The sequence below is a fragment of the Clostridioides sp. ES-W-0018-02 genome (assembly GCF_020658175.1).
Taxonomy (GTDB): Bacteria; Bacillota; Clostridia; order Peptostreptococcales; family Peptostreptococcaceae; genus Clostridioides.
This window is the reverse complement of the sequence record NZ_JACVVY010000016.1, coordinates 1-22,274: the sequence shown is the minus strand read 5'-3', so window position 1 is coordinate 22,274 and position 22,274 is coordinate 1. Positions and strand designations below refer to the sequence as shown.

Annotated in this window: 21 protein-coding genes and 1 riboswitch; of the genes, 18 read left to right on the top strand and 3 right to left on the bottom strand. The window is 27.7% G+C overall.

Features of this window, described 5'->3' with window-relative positions; all coding sequences use genetic code 11:
• Positions 1-5 precede the first annotated feature (5 nt).
• On the top strand, positions 6-1,256 hold the full coding sequence (gene clpX / locus IC219_RS19540) for an ATP-dependent Clp protease ATP-binding subunit ClpX (RefSeq protein WP_227435752.1): 1,251 nt from the start codon (positions 6-8) through the stop codon (positions 1,254-1,256).
• Positions 1,257-1,316: 60 nt separating this feature from the next.
• On the opposite strand, the gene IC219_RS19535 is transcribed toward clpX, so the two are convergent.
• The gene (locus IC219_RS19535) at positions 1,317-1,847 is read right to left on the bottom strand and encodes a chromate transporter (protein WP_227435754.1); all 531 of its coding nucleotides are present in this window, start codon (positions 1,845-1,847) and stop codon (positions 1,317-1,319) included.
• A complete protein-coding gene (locus IC219_RS19530) occupies positions 1,835-2,347 on the bottom strand; it encodes a chromate transporter (protein WP_227435756.1) in 513 nt (170 codons plus the stop codon). Before IC219_RS19530 ends, IC219_RS19535 begins: the two co-directional genes overlap by 13 nt.
• 171 nt (positions 2,348-2,518) lie before the next feature.
• On the opposite strand from IC219_RS19530, the gene lon reads away from it, so the two are divergent.
• A complete protein-coding gene (lon, locus tag IC219_RS19525) occupies positions 2,519-4,882 on the top strand; it encodes an endopeptidase La (protein WP_227435758.1) in 2,364 nt (787 codons plus the stop codon).
• Complete coding sequence (gene yihA, locus IC219_RS19520) at positions 4,872-5,483, top strand: ribosome biogenesis GTP-binding protein YihA/YsxC (protein ID WP_227435760.1); 612 nt, start codon at positions 4,872-4,874, stop codon at positions 5,481-5,483. The genes lon and yihA overlap by 11 nt, the downstream gene beginning before the upstream one ends.
• Before the next feature lie 196 nt (positions 5,484-5,679).
• Here yihA and IC219_RS19515 read toward each other — a convergent pair whose 3' ends face one another.
• Positions 5,680-7,050, bottom strand: coding sequence for an MFS transporter (locus IC219_RS19515; protein ID WP_227831920.1), 1,371 nt, complete (start codon positions 7,048-7,050; stop codon positions 5,680-5,682).
• 186 nt (positions 7,051-7,236) lie between these two features.
• Positions 7,237-7,352, bottom strand: a riboswitch (FMN riboswitch).
• Positions 7,353-7,628: 276 nt separating this feature from the next.
• Here IC219_RS19515 and IC219_RS19510 point away from each other — a divergent pair.
• From IC219_RS19510 to IC219_RS19440, 15 genes are all read left to right on the top strand, one after another.
• The gene (locus IC219_RS19510; RefSeq protein WP_227831919.1) at positions 7,629-8,708 is read left to right on the top strand and encodes an ATP-binding protein; all 1,080 of its coding nucleotides are present in this window, start codon (positions 7,629-7,631) and stop codon (positions 8,706-8,708) included.
• A 174-nt stretch (positions 8,709-8,882) separates the two neighbouring features.
• The gene (locus IC219_RS19505; protein ID WP_227831918.1) at positions 8,883-9,770 is read left to right on the top strand and encodes an AraC family transcriptional regulator; all 888 of its coding nucleotides are present in this window, start codon (positions 8,883-8,885) and stop codon (positions 9,768-9,770) included.
• On the top strand, positions 9,767-10,183 hold the full coding sequence (locus IC219_RS19500; protein ID WP_227831917.1) for an SRPBCC family protein: 417 nt from the start codon (positions 9,767-9,769) through the stop codon (positions 10,181-10,183). The genes IC219_RS19505 and IC219_RS19500 overlap by 4 nt, the downstream gene beginning before the upstream one ends.
• A gap of 421 nt (positions 10,184-10,604) precedes the next feature.
• Positions 10,605-11,285 (top strand): DUF881 domain-containing protein, encoded by a 681-nt coding sequence (locus IC219_RS19495; protein WP_227435794.1) that lies wholly within the window; start codon positions 10,605-10,607, stop codon positions 11,283-11,285.
• 28 nt (positions 11,286-11,313) lie between these two features.
• Positions 11,314-12,657, top strand: a complete 1,344-nt coding sequence (locus IC219_RS19490; protein ID WP_227831916.1) for a GspE/PulE family protein — start codon at positions 11,314-11,316, stop codon at positions 12,655-12,657.
• A gap of 151 nt (positions 12,658-12,808) precedes the next feature.
• Positions 12,809-13,894 carry a type II secretion system F family protein gene (locus IC219_RS19485; protein WP_227831915.1) on the top strand — a complete coding sequence of 362 codons (1,086 nt, stop codon included), beginning with the start codon at positions 12,809-12,811 and terminating at the stop codon, positions 13,892-13,894.
• A gap of 52 nt (positions 13,895-13,946) precedes the next feature.
• Positions 13,947-14,297 (top strand): type II secretion system protein, encoded by a 351-nt coding sequence (locus tag IC219_RS19480; protein ID WP_227435800.1) that lies wholly within the window; start codon positions 13,947-13,949, stop codon positions 14,295-14,297.
• A 261-nt stretch (positions 14,298-14,558) separates the two neighbouring features.
• Entirely contained in the window at positions 14,559-15,431 is an 873-nt protein-coding gene (locus IC219_RS19475; RefSeq protein WP_227435807.1) for a pilus assembly protein PilM, read from the top strand.
• Complete coding sequence (locus tag IC219_RS19470; protein WP_227824498.1) at positions 15,432-15,875, top strand: hypothetical protein; 444 nt, start codon at positions 15,432-15,434, stop codon at positions 15,873-15,875.
• Positions 15,876-15,889: 14 nt separating this feature from the next.
• Positions 15,890-16,474 carry a hypothetical protein gene (locus tag IC219_RS19465; protein ID WP_227481851.1) on the top strand — a complete coding sequence of 195 codons (585 nt, stop codon included), beginning with the start codon at positions 15,890-15,892 and terminating at the stop codon, positions 16,472-16,474.
• 252 nt (positions 16,475-16,726) lie between these two features.
• On the top strand, positions 16,727-17,767 hold the full coding sequence (locus tag IC219_RS19460; protein ID WP_227435821.1) for a YecA family protein: 1,041 nt from the start codon (positions 16,727-16,729) through the stop codon (positions 17,765-17,767).
• An 80-nt stretch (positions 17,768-17,847) separates the two neighbouring features.
• Complete coding sequence (locus tag IC219_RS19455) at positions 17,848-18,213, top strand: hypothetical protein (RefSeq protein WP_227435824.1); 366 nt, start codon at positions 17,848-17,850, stop codon at positions 18,211-18,213.
• Between the two features lie 4 nt (positions 18,214-18,217).
• Positions 18,218-18,535 (top strand): hypothetical protein, encoded by a 318-nt coding sequence (locus IC219_RS19450; RefSeq protein ID WP_227435827.1) that lies wholly within the window; start codon positions 18,218-18,220, stop codon positions 18,533-18,535.
• Between the two features lie 47 nt (positions 18,536-18,582).
• Positions 18,583-20,187, top strand: coding sequence for an FAD-dependent protein (locus tag IC219_RS19445; RefSeq protein WP_227831914.1), 1,605 nt, complete (start codon positions 18,583-18,585; stop codon positions 20,185-20,187).
• A 123-nt stretch (positions 20,188-20,310) separates the two neighbouring features.
• Entirely contained in the window at positions 20,311-21,939 is a 1,629-nt protein-coding gene (locus tag IC219_RS19440) for a Na/Pi cotransporter family protein (RefSeq protein WP_227435832.1), read from the top strand.
• The last annotated feature ends 335 nt before the right edge of the window (positions 21,940-22,274 follow it).

Below are 22,274 nucleotides of genomic sequence, written 5' to 3'. Positions count from 1 at the left end.
TTAATATGTCTAAATACGAAGAGAAACGACAATTAAAGTGTTCATTCTGCGGTAAAAATCAAGATCAAGTAAGAAGATTAATTGCAGGTCCAAATGTATACATTTGTGATGAGTGTGTTGAACTTTGTGACGAAATTATTCAAGAAGAAATAGAAGATACTATAGATGAAGATACTACATCTTTACCAAAACCAAAAGAAATGATGAATATCTTAAATGATTATGTAATAGGTCAAGAAAAAGCTAAAAAAGCTTTATCAGTTGCAGTTTACAATCATTACAAGAGAATATATAGTAAAAAGTCTAGTAGCAAGGATATAGAAATCCAAAAGAGTAATATACTTTTATTAGGGCCTACAGGTTCTGGTAAGACATTATTAGCACAGACTTTAGCTAGAACTTTAAATGTACCTTTTGCAATGGCAGATGCTACATCACTAACTGAGGCTGGATATGTTGGAGAAGATGTTGAAAATATACTTTTAAAACTTATTCAAGCTGCTGATTTTGATATAGAAAAAGCTGAAAGAGGTATAATATATATAGATGAGATAGATAAGATTGCAAGAAAATCTGAAAATCCATCTATAACTAGAGATGTTAGTGGAGAGGGTGTTCAACAAGCTCTTTTAAAAATATTAGAAGGTACTGTTGCAAATGTCCCACCACAAGGAGGAAGAAAACATCCTCATCAAGAATTTTTAAAGATAGATACTACAAATGTATTATTTATATTAGGTGGAGCTTTTGATGGGCTAGAAAAGATAATCCAAAAACGTGGTGGAGATAAGACACTAGGATTTGGAGCTAAGATAGAAAGTAAAAAAGAATTAGATTTAGGGAAGTTATATGAAAAAGTACTTCCAGAGGATTTATTAAAGTATGGTATAATACCTGAATTTATAGGAAGAATACCAGTTTTAGCTACTTTAGAATTGCTGGATGAAGATGCACTAATGCAAATACTACAACAACCTAAAAATGCTCTAGTAAAACAATATAAGAAATTATTAGAGTTAGATGATGTTGAACTAGAATTTGAAGATGATGCTCTTCGTGCAATAGCTAAAAAGGCTATAGAAAGAAATACAGGAGCTAGAGGACTTAGAAGTATAGTTGAAAGTGTAATGATGGAAACTATGTTTGAAGTACCATCTAGAGATAATATAAAGAAGGTTATAGTAACAGAGAAATCTGTGAACGAAGACTCAGTAAATCCTATCATAGTACTTAAGGATCAAGAGGAAAGTGCATAAGATGATGAAAAGGAGCTTTAAAAGGCTCCTTTTTTTATGCTAATATGAAATTAGGTATTATTATGATAAAAATGTGAGTAGAATACCTATAATACCAAAGACGAATACAATTGCAATAGAGCCAATTTTTCCCTTATATAGAAGATAGAATGATGCTGCAAATGCGATTATTCCATATAAGTCCCAATTAACTTCTTTTGCAGATGAAAAAGCGGCTGACAGTATGAAACCTAGAGTAATTGGTCTAAGTACCATTAATAAATTCTCTACCTTTTTATTATTTTTGAACTTAGCAAATAACTTTGATATAATGGTTAAACCTACTAATGCAAATACTGTAACACCGATAGTTGCAGATAAAGAACCAAAAAAACCAGCAGTCTTAAATCCAACAAATGTAGCACTATTTATTGCTACAGGACCTGGCGTAGATTGTGATATAGCAAGTAAATCTAAGAACTCTTGATTAGTTATAAGGTGGTATTTAGATATAAATTCTTGTTGAATAAATGGTAGCATAGCATAACCACCACCAAAACTAAAGGCTCCTATTTTAAGGAATATTAAGAAGAGTAGTGTTATTTCTGACATAGACTATATACACCTCCTCCAATTATTAAATAAATAGGACTTATATTGAATACACCAACAGATAAAACTGCTATAATTAATAGTAGTATGTTAGTTTTAGACTTTGGCAGTTTCTTAAACATGCTTGTAAAAGAATACAATATAAGAGCTATTACTACAGGCGCAACTCCTTTAAAAAATCCATCTAGAATTTTAGATGAGGAATTTTTAAAGTATAAATATGACAATACTAAGACTATACAAAATGACGGTAGAGCAGAGCCTAGGGTACATATAAGAACTCCTGGTATACCATAAAGCTTATATCCTAATAATACAGATATATTAATTGCTAGTACTCCAGGATAACTTTGAGCTATGGATAGATAATCGATAAATTCTTCCTGCTCTAAAAGTTTTTGTTTGTTTACAAGTTCATCTTGTATAAGAGGAACCATAGCGTATCCACCACCAAATGTAAACGCACCAATTTTTAAAAAGGTTAAAAACAATTTCAACATAATAGAAACCTCCAAATGATAAATAACATCTAAGTATACTAACATTAATATTATATCATAATAAAATAATAATATAATATGCCAAGAAGTTATTGTTAATGTTGAAAATTAACATGTGCAAATATATAATATAAAATGCAAAATAATTAAACTAGAAAAGGAGTAATGTTGATGGAACAAAATTATACTAAAATAGATCATGAATTACCATTAATCCCTTTGAGGGGATTAGCAATATTTCCATATATGATATTAAATTTTGATATAGGAAGAGAAATATCTCTTAAAGCTTTAGACCAAGCTATGATGGATGAAGAACTTATATTTTTAACATCTCAAAAAGAAGCAGATGTTGATGAACCAGGTGAAGAGGATTTTTATCATGTAGGAACAATTTGTAAAGTTAAACAAATGATAAAATTACCAGGAGATACAGTTCGTGTTTTGGTTGAGGGTGTATCAAGAGGTAGAGTTAAAAAAATAGAGCAAGAAGAAGGATACTTTAGAGCAGTAATAGAAGAAATTGTTTTTGATAGTGATAATTTAGATAGTGAAACAGAAGTTGAAATTGAAGCATTTGTAAGAAATGTATTTGATGCTTTTGAAGAGTATATAAATATTGGAAATAGAGTATCACCAGAAATATTGATATCTTTAGCTGATATAGAAGATGTAGATAGATTTATAGATACAATAGCTGCAAATATTTATCTAAAATCAAGTCAGAAACAAGAAATATTAGAAGAATTTGATATTAAGAAAAGACTTGAACTTATATATTCTATATTACTAGAAGAGATAGATATATTAAAAATAGAAAAAAAGATAACTTTAAGAGTTAAAAAACAAATGAATAAAGTTCAAAAAGAATACTATCTTAGAGAGCAATTAAAAGCTATACAAAAGGAATTAGGTGAGGAAGAAGATATAAATTCTGAAGCAGATGAGTATAGAGAAAAGCTTAAAAAAATAAAAGCACCTAAAACTACTAAAGAGAAAATAGAAAAAGAAATTGATAAATTTTCAAAGATATCTTCAATGTCTCCAGATGTATCTGTAAGTAGAAATTATTTGGATACTATATTCTCATTACCATGGAATAAAGAAACAAAGGATAAACTAGATATAGTTAAAGCACAAGCTATACTAGATGAGGACCATTACGGGCTGGAGAAGGTTAAAGAAAGAATATTAGAGTATTTAGCCATAAGAACTCTTGCTAAATCACTTAAAGGTCCTATAATATGTCTAGTTGGACCTCCAGGGACAGGGAAAACATCTATAGTCAAATCAATAGCAAGAGCATTAAATAGAAAATTTGTAAGAATATCTTTAGGTGGCGTTAGAGATGAAGCCGAAATAAGAGGACACAGAAGGACTTATGTAGGTTCTATTCCAGGAAGAATAATTAATGGAGTCAAAGAAGCTCAGACTAAAAATCCTGTGTTTTTATTTGATGAGATAGATAAAATGGCAGCAGATTATAAAGGTGACCCAGCTTCAGCTATGCTGGAAGTATTGGACCCAGAGCAAAATAAGGATTTTGTGGACCACTATTTAGAAATACCTTTTGATTTATCAAAGATACTATTTGTTACAACAGCAAACAGTTTAAGCAATATTCCAAGACCATTATTGGATAGAATGGAAGTAATAGAAGTATCTGGATATATAGAAGAAGAAAAGTTAAATATAGCAAAACAATACTTACTTCCAAAACAAATTAAAGAGCATGCTTTAAAAGAGAATTTTGTAAAAATGGATGATGAAACTTTAAGAAGCATAATAAATCATTATACAAGAGAAGCTGGAGTAAGAACATTAGAAAGAACTATTGGTAAAGTTTGTAGAAAAATTGCCAAAAAATATGTTGAGGACCCAACACTTGAAGAAGTTGTTGTAAATAAGTCTGACTTAGAAAAATATCTTGGAAAAGATATGTTTAAATACCAACTTGCAGAGCTTAATCCTCAAATAGGGCTTGTAAATGGACTTGCATGGACAGCAGTTGGTGGAGTTACCCTTGAAGTAGAGGTAAATGTGCTTAAAGGAAAGGGTGAAATTGTATTAACTGGAAAACTAGGAGATGTTATGAAAGAATCTGCTAAGACAGGTATTTCTTATATAAGATCAATAGTGGACAAGTTTGATATAGACCCTGATTTTTATAAAACTAATGATATTCATATACACATCCCAGAAGGTGCTGTTCCAAAAGATGGACCATCAGCTGGTATAACTATGGCACTTGCAGTGATTTCAGCACTTACTAAGAGACCTGTACCAGGTAATATAGCTATGACAGGAGAAATAACTTTAAGAGGTAGAGTGTTAGCTGTAGGAGGAGTTAAGGAAAAACTATTAGCAGCTCATAGAGCTGGCATAACAAAAGTTCTAATTCCTAAAGAGTGTGAAGCTGATTTAGATGAGATACCAGAAAATGTAAAAGAAAAGATGGAGTTTGTACTTGTAGAGCATATGGATGAAGTATTAGAACAAGCTTTATTAAAGAGTGGTGAAAAAAATGAAAATTAGAAGTTCAGAGATAACTATGAGTGCTGTGAATAAATCACAGTATCCAGCAGAAGGTATCCCAGAGATAGCTCTGGCTGGTAGGTCAAATGTTGGAAAATCATCAATAATAAATACATTACTTAATAGAAGAAACTTTGCTAGAACTAGTCAAACACCAGGAAAAACTAGAACTATAAATTTTTATCTTATAAATAACGAATTTTATTTTGTAGACCTTCCAGGATATGGGTATGCTAAAATAGCCAAATCTGAAAAAGAAAAATGGGGAGGTATAATGGAACGATATCTAGAAAGTAGACAAGAATTATGTTCTATATTCCTACTTGTAGATATTAGACATGAACCTACAGCAGACGATAAACTTATGTACGAATGGATAAAACATTTTGGATATAACTGTGTAGTTATTGCAACTAAGGCAGACAAAATATCTAGAGGACAATATCAAAAGCATATAAGTATTATAAGAAAGAAATTGCAAATGGAGAGTAGTGAAAAAGTAATTCCTGTTTCTTCACTAAAAAAGACTGGTGTTGAAGAACTTTGGGAAGAAATTGTAAGTCAATACAATCAACATGGATATGAAATAACAGTAGATTAATTTTAAGTGTTTATATATATTAAAATCAAATAAAGGATGCCTCAAAATGTTTTTAAGGGAAATTTTGTGGCATCCTTGTTGTTTATAAGCAATAAATATCGGTAATTATTGTTAGAAATTAATAAAATTAATAAAATTAGTGTAAATTAGTTTGTTTAAAGATTTACTGACTTATATAATTAGTAATGAATTTTGACTAAGAAGTAGATTTTTCTGTCTTTCTCATAAAGCAAACGGTAAGTATGAGTCCTATAAAGCATACTGATGCTGCAATCCAGTAAGATTGATTACTAGCCGCAACATAAGCTAGTGTATGACTTGTAGACTTTTGATGATATGTAAGTCTTTGTGCAAAGAAACTACTGAAAAAGGCTGTTCCAAGAGCAAATGACAAATTACGAACAGTTGCAAGAAAACTTCCCCCATATCCTTGTTTTTGAGGAGGAACGTCTGCCAAGATACTACTATTGTTTGGTGAACTAAAAGAACCTAATCCAAAGCCAAAAATAATTAAGCATAGAATCAAAAGATATAATGGAGAATCAGCTTTTAAAAGTGCCATTCCAACCAGAGCAATAGTCATAAATGAAAAAGATACAGTCAGAATATTTTTTGCACCATGTTTGTCAGAAAGAGAACCGGAAATAGGTGCTATAAGTACCATAATAAGTGGATGAACAGTCATGACAGAACCAGCCATAATAGGAGATAAATTTTTTAGTTGTTCTAGATAAAAAGGAAGTAGAAAAGATACTGCCATTTGAGGAAAATAACAAGCTATTCCAATAATATTGCCTATAGTGAAATTTCTATTTTTAAACAAAGGTAAATCAATAAAACTTTGTTCAAATTTTACTTCTCTTAATACCAACATTAAAAATGCTATAATTGCTACTATTCCTAGATACCATTTTGTATTTCCTTCTCCATTCATTGCAAGTAAGATAAGTGTGGTACAAGATGCAAATAATAGAAGTCCTGGAATATCGAAACTTTTGTTTTGTTCATCTAAAATAGGTTTTGGTAGAAATTTTATTCCAAGAAAGACTGCTATAATACCAATAGGTATATTGATTATGAAGATAGAAGGCCATCCAAAGTGTTCTAAAAGTATTCCACCAATTACAGGACCACTCATATTCCCTATACCAACTACTGCTCCAGTAATTCCTATAGCCTTTCCCTTCTCATTTGCTGGAAATGCATTAGAAACTATACCAAGTCCAGTTGCCATTAAAATACTTGCTCCAATTGCTTGAAATATTCTTGATAAAATCAATGTTGTTAGGTTATTAGATATACTACATAGAAAGGAACCTATTGTAAATACAAAAAATCCTAACGTATATAGATAATTTGAACCCACCTTATCGCCAAGTTTCCCAAAAAACAACATAGTAGCTGTTACAACCAACATATAAGCTGTAACTACCCATTGGATTTGCGACATATTAATTTTAAAGTCGGCAGCAATTGTAGGATTTGCGATATTTAGTATACTTCCATCAAGAGTAGACATAAATACACCAATACAGATGATAATTAATACTATCCATTTTTGTTTCACTGATAACACCCCAATCTTTTACATAGTAGATTTTGTTTTATAAGTACAGTATAGTTACAAAATAAACAACAAAAAAGCACCTATGTTTTAGGTACCTTAGAATATGTTTATTTTCATGAATAAATGCGGTAGTTGAAGGATTTGTATAGATTACTCATGTAAAATTACATAAAGGTACTCGTATACTATTTTCTTCTACCATCCAGATTTTACTGTCGGCTTTGGAATTTGACCAAATTCTGCCATAAGGCTCGCGGGCTTTTACCGCCGATAGGGAATTTCACCCATTTCTGAAGAAAAACAGATGTATTTTTTAATTTTATTTTAACATAAAATAACAATCGAGACAATTAGATTTAAGCAATACAGACAGCTACACCACAATATAGAAGGTTTTATTATACTTTTGGACAAAACCTAAATTAGAGTATAATAATAGATTGAAATTAAGTAAAATAAGTTATTGTCATTGCTGAATGATAAGTTTTATATTTAGTAAAAGCATAAAGCTGTAACAAAACTCGTATAATATTAATATCTTAATTAAGAGGTATGGTAAATTATGAGGAGGCGCTAATATGGAAGGAAAGATAAAAAAGGCATTTCCAGGTGGAAACACATCACAAGGCTCATATTCTTTTTTTGACTATATAATTCCGGAAAATGTAAAAAGAGTTTTTTGTTTAAAGGGTGGACCTGGAGTAGGAAAATCCTCACTAATGAAAAAAATTTATAAAGAGTTTTTGCATAGAGGATATGATATTGAATTATATCATTGCCCTTCTGACCCAAGTTCGTTGGATGGTGTAGTTATAAAGAAACTAGGCGTGGTACTTATGGATGCAACTGCTCCACATACTGTAGACCCTAAACTCCCAGGTGCTTTGGACGAGATAATTAATTTAGGAGATTACTGGAATACAGAGGAGTTAGAAAAAAATAGACAAGAAATTTCAAACTATGATAAAGATATTAGTAATGCTTTTAAAAGAGCATTTAAATTTTTAAAATCAGCAGAGCCAATTTTTAGAGATATGGAGGAAAAATATTCTGACTGTATGGACTATGGAAAAGTAAATTTAGTTACAGAAGAATTCATAAAAAGATTATTTGATGGAGTAGATAGTACAGGAAAGTTAAAGAAAGAAAAGCATTTATTTGGCTCAGGGATAACTCCTGTAGGATGCTTAGATTATACAGAACATATTTTAAAGGATGTAGGGAAGGTTTATTATTTATCAGGGGAAATAGGCTCTGGGAAAACTACACTTTTGAGTAAAGTGTACAAAAAAGCAATTGAGAAAGGTTTGAATGTAGAAGTTTATCACTATCCGCTTATTCCTGAAAAAATTGAAACTATATTATTAACTGATTTAGATATAGGAATAACTATAAGCAGTACTTTTAAAGATGAAGATACAATTGATTTGAATCAATTTTTAAATAGAGAAAAATTACTTAAATACGAAGAAGATATTAAATTTGATGAGAAAGTTTTAGATGACTTAATTTGTTGGTCAATTTTAAATCTTAAGAGAGCTAAATCAAAACATGATATTATAGAAAGTTACTATAGTCCGAATATGAGATTTGATGAAGTAGGAAAATTGAGAGATGAATTAGTTAAGAGAATCTCAAAATATGAGGAAAATATATAAAGTATGTCCGTTTAAAATTAATATTAACTAGTATATATAATCAACAGCAGACTGCTATGGCTTTAAAGCTATGGCAGTCTGCTGTTTTTTGCTATAATTTAAACAGATAAATCTTTGCACAAAAAGACAAGAAAATTTAGAGAATTTATTATAAAATATGGGGGTACATATGAAATGAAATGGCTAGATGGATTACAACAATCTATTGATTATATTGAAGAAAATATTTTAGAAAAGTTAGATTATGAATATTTAGCAAGGTATACAAATATGTCAGTGTTTTATTATCAACGAATGTTTAGTGTATTACTAGGTATATCTGTTGGTGAATATATTAGGAATAGAAGATTAACACTAGCTGGGCTTGAATTAACTACTTCAAATAGTAAAATCATAGACATAGCTTTTAAATATGGTTACGAAACAGCAGAAAGCTTTACTAAAGCCTTTGTTAGATTTCATGGAATAACGCCATCTATTGCTAGAAAAGGAAATTTAAGCCTAAAATCATTTAGCAAGATAACATTAAAAATATCTTTAGATGGAGGAAATACTTTAGATTACAAAATTGTCGATGAGGGAGAATTTTCAGTAATTGCTTTAAAAAAACAATTTTCGAAAGATGAAGATGTATTTAGAAAACAAATACCAAGGTTTTGGCAAGACTTGTTTAAGAGTAGTTTGTATAGAGAACTAATTTCTTATGTAAAAGAAAACACTATTACAAAAGGTGGGATTTTAGGAATAGATGAAATGGCAGTTTCACAAAACAAACAATTATTTAATTATTATGCAGCTGTTGAGACGGATGAAAAACCTAAAAATGATAAATTTACCTTATTTAAAATACCTTCTCATAAGTGGGCTATTTTTAAGTGTACAGGTGCCATGCCAAATTCTATTCAAAACTTATGGGTAAAAATATATAGTGAGTTTTTCCAATGCTCTAGCTATGAACCAGTTGCTGATTTCAATTTTGAACTTTACCTTGAAGGAGATAGTAATAAAGATAATTATGTTAGTGAAATTTGGGTTCCAATAAAAAATAGGAGGAGTTTATGAAAAAATGTAGAGTATCTGAGATAACAGCTTATTTTAATGCAGATGTGGAAACAGTTTGGAATATAGTTACAGACAATCGTGATTATAAATGGAGAAGTGATATAAGTAAAATTGAAGTATTTGATGATGGAAGTACTTTTATTGAGTACAATAAGGATGGAAACAGTACAAAATTTACTGTTACAGAAAAAACTAAAAATAAGCTTTATAAATTTAACATGGAAAATAAATTTTTCTATGGTAATTGGCAAGGTGAATTTTCTGAAGAGAATGAAAAAACTAAAATAGTGTTTATAGAAAATATATATGTTAAAAATCCTATTATAAAAGTTTTATCTTATCTCTTTATGAATTTAAAAAAAATACAAATACAATATGTTAAAGACTTAAAAAGAAAATTAAATGAGATGTAAAATATTAATACTTTGTATACATATAGATTTATTATAATTAAATTATATTGGAGAAATATTTTAATTTATAAATAAAAAGGAAATGAACTAGTAAAAACTCATTTCCTTTTTCTATTTTAGATTTTAATAGATTTATATTTACAATTACATTTTCTAAAGCATTAATTTTATTATATTTAAAAATTGGAAATAGAAAAAACTATTTTTAAGGCGACTTAAGTTATTTTTTTCTTCTACAGCAAAATCCAATGTACCCATATATTCGATGTTAGTAGGGTAGGGGCATAAGTATAATGTATGATATTATATACTAAAGATGAATTTTAACATATAACTCTGATATAATAAGCATATGTAAATGTTTAATATTTAATTAAAGAAAATTATCATATAAAAATAAATTTGTAAGGAGTAATACAGTATGAAAAAACAATATGTGTTTATAATACTAGCAAGTACTATTTTAGGTATGCTTGTTGGAACCATATTTAGAGATTATAGCAATGAAGAAACAGTTTATACAAGTAAGGATAAGTCAATAAGAAAAGAAATAAGAATAACAAGAAAATCTATAAAAGAACTGGCAAAAGAGAAAGATAAATTAGATAAAGAAATTAATTCAATGAAGAAAAATCAAAAGAATTCTGATGAAATCTCTAAAATAGAAAGTCTTAGGGAGAGTCTTTCATATTCAGATGTAAATGGTAGCGGAATAGTATTAAGTATAGATGCCATAGATGAAAAAACAGGAAACATTGCCAATAGCATAGACTACAATAAAATCCTTGTGAAAGTCATAAATGAATTAAAAGCAAATGGAGGAAAATACATAGAAATAAATGGTCAAAGAATTAATCAGTACTCAGAAGTTGTACTTGCAGGTAGCCATATAAATATAAATGGAGTTCCAGTGGCACAACCCTATGAAATAAAATGTATTGGTGATAAAGATAAACTATCTAGTTACGTAGATAAAGGTAGTAAATATTTAGATAGTATACAAAGTACTTATCCAATGAAAGTTAGTATAAAAGCTGAAGAAAATATCTCTATGAAAAAACTAAAAATACCTAATAAATTAAAGTATATAAAGGGTGAGTAAGATTATATTAGAGGAAAGCAGTTTACCAATGTTAATACCAGAAAAACTTGCAAAAAAATATAATGTATTTCCAGTGGAATTTCAAGATGACAATCTAGTAGTAGAAATAGAAGATGAAGACATATATGCACTACAAGACTTGAGACTAGCAACAGGGAAAGAAATTATATTAAAAAAAGAAAGAAGAGAACTTATAAGTGAGAAGATAGAAAAATATTACAATAGCTTTGAACTTGATGAAAATTATGCAAAAAAATTATTTGAAAATCTTATAGAGAAAGCTATAAAAGAGAACGCAAGTGATATACATATAGAACCATTTAAAGAGCATTTGATAGTTAGAATGAGAGTTGATGGAGAGTTAAAAGAAATATCAAAATTTTTAATAGATGTTTATCCAGCATTAGCTACAGTTGTTAAATTAAAAGCTTCAATGGATATAACAGAAAAAAGACTTCCTCAAGATGGAAGAGTAGACATAAAGCTAGATGATAGCTTAATTGACATTAGAGTTTCATCAATCCCAACTGTATATGGTGAAAAAATTGTTTTGAGAATCCTTAATAGAGATACTTTTTTAAAAGATAAATCAGAACTTGGATTTTCAGAAGAAGCGATAAATTCTATAAATCATATAATAAGTAAAAGAGCTGGAATATTATTAGTAACAGGGCCTACAGGGAGTGGAAAGACTACTACAGTATATTCCTTATTAAATGATTTAAGAGGGATAAACAAAAATATAATGACTATAGAAAATCCAGTAGAATACAAGATGGATGGAATAAGTCAAATACAAGTAAATTCAAAAGTAGGATTGAGTTTTGATGTAGGTCTTAAAGCTATATTAAGACAAGACCCAGATATAATAATGGTTGGAGAAATCAGAGATGCAGAAACAGCTAAGATAGCAGTAAGAGCCGCTATAACAGGCCATTTAGTTATAAGCACTTTGCATACTAATGATGCAGTATCTTCTATAGCTAGACTATTGGAAATGCAAATCCCACCATATCTTTTAAATGCATCTCTTATAGGTGTAATATCTCAAAAGCTAGTTAGAAAGGTTTGTAATCATTGTAGCCATGAGATTATGATAAAAGATGATTTTAGTGGAGATGTAAATACTAAAGTAGCTGTAGGCTGTGAAAAATGCAATGACAAAGGTTATTTTGGTAGAACAGCAATTTATGAAATTCTAGAAATCAATGATGATATAAAAACATGTATAAGGGATATGAAGGATTCTAGTATTGTTAAAGAAGTAGCACAAAAAAATGGAATGATAACATTAGAAGATAGCTGCCAAAGGCTAATAAATGAAAAAATAACAACATTAGAAGAATGTTTAGTAGTAAACGAAATAATTTAATTAAACAGTGTAATCAAACTTCATACAATCGATTTTAATAAAAATTCTCGATTGTAAATCATATCTAGATAAAATAAAATTAACATATTAAATTAGAAAATATCGAGATTATTTAATTGTAATTAATATAATTTGGAAGGAATTATAATACATGAAATTATCTAAAAATATATTTTATAATTTAGACAAGATTCATTTACTCTTAAACAAGATTCGTGATAAAGAGCTTAGAATAATTTGCAAAGAAATAGGTATTTTACTAGAATCTGGATGTGAAATTACAAAGATATTTCAAGTTATTGAAGGACAATCTAGTAAAAAAGTAAAAAGTTTGTTTAATACAGTATCAAATCATATTCAAAATGGGAATTCCATAGCAGAATCATTTCAAATCACAGGAACATTTTCTAAATTTTTTATAAGTATGATAAAAGCGGGTGAAACCAGCGGAAACTTAGATATAATAATGAGCGATTTATCTAATTATTACGATAAAGAATATAAATTAAAAACAAAAATAATAACTATTTTAATCTATCCAATAATACTTATCATATTATCTGTAATATCAATAGTATTTATCTTTATATTTGTGATACCAAATTTTCAGGTGGTTTTTGCCAGTAATGGAATTGAACCACCTTTCATAACTAAGGTTTTAATAGGAATTTCTATAATAGTTACAAATCATCTAGGTTATTTAATATTTAGTCTTATATTGATTTCAATAGTAACTATTTATTTTTTTATAATGAATAATAAACTAAAGAAATTAATTAATTTATTTAAGTTCAAAATACCTTTTTTAAAAGGAGTTAATCAATTAATAGCTACAACTAGATTTTCAAGGGCATTATCTATTTTACTTAGTAGTGGGATACAAATAGTGGATGCAATAGAGATGTCAGCAAGTGTCATAGATAATGAATTCATTTATGAAAGACTAAAGATTTCTAATAATTATATAAAAAAAGGAAATAGTATAGGTAAGTCTTTGAATCTAGCAAATATATTTCCTAAGTTATTTGTTTCAATGGCAAATACAGGTGAAGAAAGTGGAAAACTCGATAAGAGTCTAGATGTAATAAACAGATTTTATGAAAATGAATTAAATAATAAAATAGAGCAGATAATGAAATTTGTAGAGCCTGTAATAATTGTATTCATGGGATTGATTGTTGGAGTTTTTGTTTTATCAATGGTTATTCCAATGTTTGATGCAATTACTAGTTTCTAATATAAAAATAAATTTTACTAAATAAAACTTTTAAAAAGGAGCGAAAATTTAATTGATAAATAAAAAACGAAAAGGATTTACACTTGTTGAGATGATTGTAGTAGTAACAATTTTAGGCGTTATATCTAGTATAGCATTAGTTAAATATGGTAAGGTCCAAGAAAGTGCTAAGATAAATGCTGATTATACAAACGCAGCTAATATAGTAACCGCAGCGAGTATGGCTATTAATGATGATGAAAATATAGTTGAATCTCTAAGTGTAGAATCACTTAAAGAAAAAGGTTATCTAAGTACAGTTCCAGTTCCTCAAAGTACATCAGGTAAGTTTGAACTTGTTATAAGTGATAATGGTACAGATATAAGTGTAAATGTAAACTCAAAACAATTTTATCCGAGATAATATTTGTTTTTATACGTTTTTAGTGTCAAATTATAAAGATATTTTTAGTATTAAATTATAATGAATTGTAGATATATTAAGTTTAATTCAAAACATAATTAAATGATTTAAATAGGTATTGATTATTTAAAGTTAATATATGCATAAATAAAAGATTAAGTATTTATATAATTAAAATATGGCTATATAAATACTGTATAGGCTTTGTAAAAATCAAATATACTGTGTAAAATTTAAAAGCTATTATCACCTAAGGAGGAGATGGTTATAATTAAAAAATTTTTAACTTTAGAAATAAATGACGATTATATAAGGGTTGTACTTTTAAGAAAAAACTATAAAAAAATATTTATAGATAAATCTATTATAAAAGAAGTTAGCTTTAATATTAAAAGTGATATTGATGAGATTGAAAAAACTGGATATGTAGAAAATGTAGTAAAATTAGTAAAAGATGAAATAAATAATATAAAAAAATCATACAAAAATTTGTACTTTAATATTCAAACTCAAGACATAGTTATTAGAAATATTGAGATATTGAATACTAAGAAAAAAAGAGACATATTAAACATGATAGAATTTGAGATAACACAATATATTCCAATAAATATAAATAACTATTCAATAAAATATAAAATTATAAACTCTAGTAAGGATAAGTTAAATATACAAGTAATTCTTTTTCCTAAAAATATTATCAAAGTAATTAAAATCATTTCAGAAAGTCTAAATATGAACCCAAAAGCGATAAACATAAATTTTGATATACTACAAAAACTTATAAGTTTAAATTTAATAGATAATTTTATAGAAGATGGAGTGTTTATAGAATGCAAAAAAAATCAATTTATTATAAACATAACAAAAAATAAAAAAATAGAAGAAACATATCTATTATCAAAAGAAATAAAATCCTATGACTCAGTAAAAAAATTAATAAGTAGATTTAAATATGTTTATTATTATGGTATAGAAAATTGTTTTATAGAGGAGTATTTTAAAGATACAGAAAAAATTGCTGAAGTAAATCCATTGAGATTAAAAAATAAAGTAAGGGTGGAAAATAATTTTGATAAGGGTTTAAGAGATACTAGTATAACTTATATAAGCAGTATAGGGATGATTATTTAAATGAAAGCTTATAAAACAATAAATTTTTTAAATGGATTTAAAGAAACTAAGCGATATAATAAAATCTATAAAATAACGATAATATCAATTTTAATATGTGTTTCATTAAAAATGTTTATGTATATGAAATCTATAAATGAATTAGAAAATTATATAAGTCACAATAAACCCATAAATGAATCTAAATATACTGTACCAAATCTGGAAAAAACAAAAGAAAAGTTTTCTAGAATAAAGCTTGATGAAATTAAAAAAATATATGAAATAGTTGGAACAGATAACATTACTAAAATATCTATAGATAAAAACAAAATGGAGATGGAAGGAGTATGTGATAATCTAGATATTTTAGATAATTTAAGAAAAATAAATTACATAAAATATTACTATATAGACAGCATTATAAGAGATGGAGAATGTTATAAATTTAGAATAAAAAGTTAGACAGGTGATTAATTTTGAAATTAAATAAGAGAGAAAAAAATCTGATGAAAATATTGCTAATATTAATTATTGTATTAGTAGTTAATGTAATGTCCAGACCTCTAGAAGAGAACCTAACTAATTTGAAGAAAGAAAAACAAAATATAGTGAATGAAATAAAACGACAAGATAATTACAAAATTAAAGGTAATGGGTACAAAGATGATAGATATGTAAAAAATGTTGAATTAGATAGTAATACAAAATTAAAAAATAATTTTAATAACTCATTTTTAGATAAAAAAACAAATAAAGATATAGTATTATTAGTAGAAAATGAATTGAGAGATATTGTAAATGTGGAATACATCAATCAAGAAAGTAGCTTAGACAACTACAGTAAAAAACAAACTAATTTAGAAGTAAAAGTTAATGGAGAACTTGAAAATGTGTTGAAACTTGAAGGTGTAATGAAGAACTTAAGGTTACATAATAAAATTGAAAAAATAGAAATTAATAAATTAAAAACAAGTAATCTTGAGGCCAAAAACATTTCAAACGAATATAAACAAGAAAAAAACAATCTTGTAGAATGTAAAATGACAATTAGAGTCACATAACAAAAAAGAATAGATAAAGTAAAAAACTATTATCAGTTCATAAAACTTTATAGAAGAATTAGTTTTACGATAATCCATTTCTGTAAGAGGGATTGTTAGTGATTTTATCGAAATCCTAATTAAAGTGAATATATTATACCAAAATATAAGTAAATTTGAGATAATATTTGCTTATACTATAGATTGATTGATAAAAAAATGGTATAATAACAAATTGTACTTTAATTTAATAATAAGGGAGTGGAAGTCATATTGTTAGGGAGAAATGAGCTATGCCCTTGTGGAAGTGGCAAAAAATACAAGAAATGTTGTTTAAATAAAGATATTGTTTCAGAAAGAGCAAGCAGAAAAACTGAACTTTCACAAAAGCAATATACAGATTTATATTCAAAATTATATGATTATTCAAGACAGGATAGATTCAAAGATGAATGTGAAAAAGCTAAAGAAATGTTTTATATAATGCAAAATGATACTGTAAATGAAAAGTTCGAAAGATTTTTTAATACGTATTTAATACAAGACCACATAATGGAAAATAAAAAGGTCATGACGGTTGGATTTCTTGAAGAGAATGGTGCAAACCTAAGTCAATCAGAAATTTCAATATTAAAAAGTTTGTTTGAATCCTATGTAAGCATTTACGAAGTAAAAGAAATTTCTACAGGAAAAATAGTTTTAAGAGATTGTTTAAGTGGGAAAGAACTTTACACAGAAGATGTAAAACTTCTAAGAAGCTTTAAAATCGGAAGCTGTATGATAGCTAGAATAATTGATGTTGAAGGAACTAATATATTAATAGATGTAACTATAAGTATATCAAATGAAGTTAAAGATATAATTTTAAATGATGTTATGAATTTATTTAATCAATATAAAGACCTATATAAAGATATGAAGACGTTCTTAATTTATCATACACATGTATTATATAAATATATACAACAGCTTTTAGACCCAAGTATAGCCGAATATTTAAAAAGAGAAAGAGATAAAAATGATAATAAAAAAGTTAATTTAGAAGGTGAATTAGCTGAAGTAGAATGTAAAGTTTTAGATACTCTTAAAGAAAATGTGGAAAAAGAAAATATAGATGCATGTATAGAGTTCTGGAATGAATATAAGAAAAGTCATGAAAATATAAAAGGAGCTGAAAGTGGTTGGGCAGCTGCTGTTGAGTACTATGTTAAGAAAGAAGCAGGACAACCTATAACTCAAGTGCAAATATCAAAAAAATATGATATAAGCTCTAGTACATTAGGAAAAAGATACAAAGATTTAAAAATATCTTAATTAATTATAAAAAGCTTTAAGTCATAGATAAAGAATCTATAGTATAATATATGTATAATGTGTAGAAAGAGGTATTAATAATGAGTCTTAGTTTAGGAAATGCAATTGCTGTATCAACAAACTTTATAAAATCTAACCCAGCAGTACCTGTATACGACGGAGAAGAAATATATGCAGTTATTTATCATATAGAAATAGGATATAATAATGGTGTATCACCTGATACTAAACAATATATAATAATAGACTATAAAGAGTTCGATTTATCTATGGATAGAAAAAATGAACTAGTAGAAGTTGCTAAGGAGTACTGCAAATCTAAAAATATTGTAGAAAATGAAAATCTTGAAATAAATCTTTTGGATAATGAAGAAGCAGAAAACTTCTTAGAAAAGGTATTTAATAACATGAAAGTTATAAGAGGCCTTATAACTAAAAGAGGATAAGTTAATGGAGTTTATTGGTATAGAAAATATAACACCATATGAAAACATATATGAATTTAGTGTATATAAATACGATGATGAAATCACTTTAGGTAGTGAAGATTTATATATATGTGAATTAAGGGTTATATTAATTAAAGTTAATTCTTTATACGTTGAAAGATTGAATAAATCAGTTGAAGCAATGGTTTTAGTAAAAAATCTAAAAAAAGATTTGGATAAAGAACTTATTGTAGACAAAATAAAGAAATTTGTGCTAGACGAAATTTGGGTAGAAAATCTAGTAAAAGAGAATATAGAAGTTATATTTGTAGAAAGCTAGGAGTAACCCTAGCTTTTTTATATTATAATCTAAGAGAGGAAAACAATATGTTAAGGGTATCTAATATAAAACTTGGAATCGATAAAGATATATCTTTATTAAAAGATATTGTACTTAAGAAATTAAGAATAAAAGAAAAAAACTTAATAAAATATAGTATATATAAAGAATCTATAGATGCTAGAAAAAAAGGGAAGATGGAATTTGTTTATTCTGTAGATGTAGAAGTTAGAGATGAAAGTAAAATACTAAGCTCAAAAATAAAAGATGTAACAAAAATAAAAGATATAAAATATGTGAATGTAGCTATGGGTCATAAAAAATTGAATAATAGACCTTTAGTAATTGGAAGTGGACCAGCTGGTCTATTTGCAGGGCTTATTTTGGCTCAAATGGGTTATGAACCAATTATACTTGAAAGAGGTCTTGATGTTGATAGTAGAACTAAGGACATAAGTAATTTTTGGACGACTAGAAAGTTTAAAAATAATTCAAATGTTCAATTTGGAGAAGGTGGAGCAGGAACTTTTTCAGATGGGAAACTCACAACTAGAATAAAAGATATACGATGTAGAAAAGTGCTAGAAGAATTAGTTCAGTTTGGAGCACCAGATGAAATATTATATTCACATAAGCCACATGTTGGTACAGATATATTAAAAAGTGTAGTTAAAAATATAAGAAATGAAATAATAAATCTAGGTGGACAAGTTAAATTTGATTCAAAAGTTACAGATATAGTTGTATTAAATAATTCTATACAATCTGTAATTGTAAATGATAGTGAAAAAATAGATACAGATGCAGTCATATTAGCTGTTGGGCATAGTGCAAGAGATACTTATGAGATGTTGCATTCAAGAGGTGTAAAAATAATTCAGAAACCATTTGCAATAGGAGCTAGAATTGAACATCCTCAAGACTTGATAAATAAAGCACAGTATAAGGAATTTTATAATCACCCTCGACTAGGAGCTGCTGATTATAGACTTATAGAGCATGTCTCAAATGGAAGAACAGCATATACTTTTTGTATGTGTCCAGGAGGCAGTGTCATAGCATCTGCATCAAATGATTTTGAAATAGTTACAAATGGAATGAGTGAACATGCAAGAGATAAAACAAATGCTAATAGTGCATTTCTAGTAAATGTACTTCCAGAAGATTTTGATAGTGATAATCCACTAGCAGGGGTTCATTTTCAGCAAAAATATGAGAAATTAGCTTTTGAATTAGGTGGTAAAAATTACAATGCGCCAGTTCAACTTGTTGGAGATTTTATTAATAATAAGACTTCTGAAAATTTAGGAAGTGTTGAACCATCATACAAACCTGGATACAAGCTTACAAATCTCAATGAATGTTTGCCTAGTTTTGTAATAGAAACTATGAGAGAAGCATTTATATCTCTTGATAAAAAATTAAATGGATTTGCAATGCATGATGCAGTCTTAACTGGTGTAGAAACTAGGTCATCATCACCAATAAGAATAGTAAGAGATGAAAACAGTTTGGAGTCAATAAGTATTAAAAATTTATATCCCTGTGGTGAAGGTGCTGGATATGCAGGTGGAATAGTCACAGCAGCAGTAGATGGTATAAAATGTTCAGAAAAAATAATACAAAAATATGCTAATAACACAAAAATTTAACATAAACTTAATGATTTTTTAATATTTAACATGGATTTAACATTACTACTCCTATAATTTGATAAAATACAATAGGTTATAAAATTTTTAAATATAGTAATCTCTTTACAAGGAGGAAATAATTTGAATATTATAATAAGTCTAATGGGTGGATTAGGGCTGTTCTTATATGGTATGAACCTTATGGGAGAAGGTCTGCAAAAATCTGCTGGGACAAAATTAAAAAAGATAATAAAATTACTTACTAGTAATCTATTTATGGGAGTTTTAGTAGGTACAGGAGTTACAGCAGTAATACAAAGTTCAAGTGCTACTACTGTAATGGTTGTTGGTTTCGTAAATGCAGGCATAATGACTTTAAAACAAGCAATAGGGGTTATAATGGGTGCTAATATAGGTACTACTGTTACAGCCCAATTAGTATCTTTTGATTTAGCTGGAATGGCTCCAGTAGCATTAGGTATAGGTATTATACTTTATTTATTTGGAAATAAACCTAGAATAAAAAATATAGCCGAGATACTTATAGGTTTTGGGATATTATTTACAGGTATGGATTTTATGAAAATGGCAGTTGAACCATTAAAGGACTATCAAGGGTTCACTGATTTACTTGTTACATTTGGTAATTATCCGCTACTTGGACTATTATTAGGATTTGGTATTACAGCAATAATACAGAGTTCAAGTGCATCTATGGGTATGTTGGTTGCATTAGCAGCAGAAGGTTTAATACCACTAGCAGCAGCATTACCAATTCTTTATGGTCAAAATATTGGTACATGTGTAACTTCATTGCTATCAAGTATTGGTGCTAATAAAAATGCACGAAGAGCAGCTATGATGCATTTAATCTTCAATGTTTTGGGAACAGTAATATTCTTATTGTTGTTGAATAAACCAATTGTAAATTTAGTTACAAGTTGGGACCCAAGTAATGTTGCAAGACAAATAGCTAATACACACACATTGTTTAATATTATATCCGTCTTAATACTTCTACCATTTACAAAGGTTATCATAAAACTAGCCATTAAGCTTGTTCCTGATAAAGCTGGTGATGCAGATGAAGATGAAGCTAAGACTATTAAATATATAGATGATAGAATGATAGAAACTCCTTCCATAGCTCTTGCCAATACGATAAAAGAAGCACTTCGTATGGGAGAAAAAGCTAAGGAAAGCTTAAATGCATCTATGGAAGCGTTAGTAGAACATTCAACTGAAAAAATAGATAAGACATACAGACGTGAAAAACTAATAAATGATTTACAAAAAGCTATCTTAAATTACTTGCTTAAACTTTCAAAGGCACCTTTAGATGATAATTCTAGAGAAGTTGTAGACACCTTATTTAATACAGTTAATGATATAGAAAGAATTGGTGACCATGCTAAAAATATAGCTGAATTATCTCAAGTTGCAATAGATTCAAATATTTCTTTCTCTGAAGAAGGACAAGCTGAACTTGATATTATGTACAATAAAGTTGTTTCAGCTTATACTTATGCTTTAGAGTCAATGAGAACTGATGATGTAGATTTAGCTTGTAAGGTTATAAAAATTGAAGAGCAAGTTGATATAATGGAGAAATCTTGTAGAGCTAATCATATGTATAGATTGAATAATAATTTATGTAGTATAGAAAATGGAGTTATTTATTTAGATGTAATAAGTAATCTAGAAAGAATATCTGACCACGCTGTTAATATAGCACAACAAGTTATAGCTAAGAGATTGGGAACTGATTAAAAATAGTAATTTAAAATAAAGTAAGAATTAAAATAGATAATGAACAAAAAAGAAGGAGTTGTCTTAAAATTGATTTTTTCTAATCAAATTTTAAGTTCAACTCCTTTAAAATTTAGGCTAATTATTCTTAATAAATCATCATAAAGAATAATTGTTTCAATGTCTAATGGCGATACAATTTGTTTATAACACTGTATATTTTATAATCAAAATATTAAGCTATTTCTTTAATTTGTTTAAATGAATTTTCATTTCCATTTCCACCAATTTGTGTTACTGATTTAAATCTCATAGTTTTAAATAGTTCTTTTTGACTATAGTCTAGTAAATTTCCT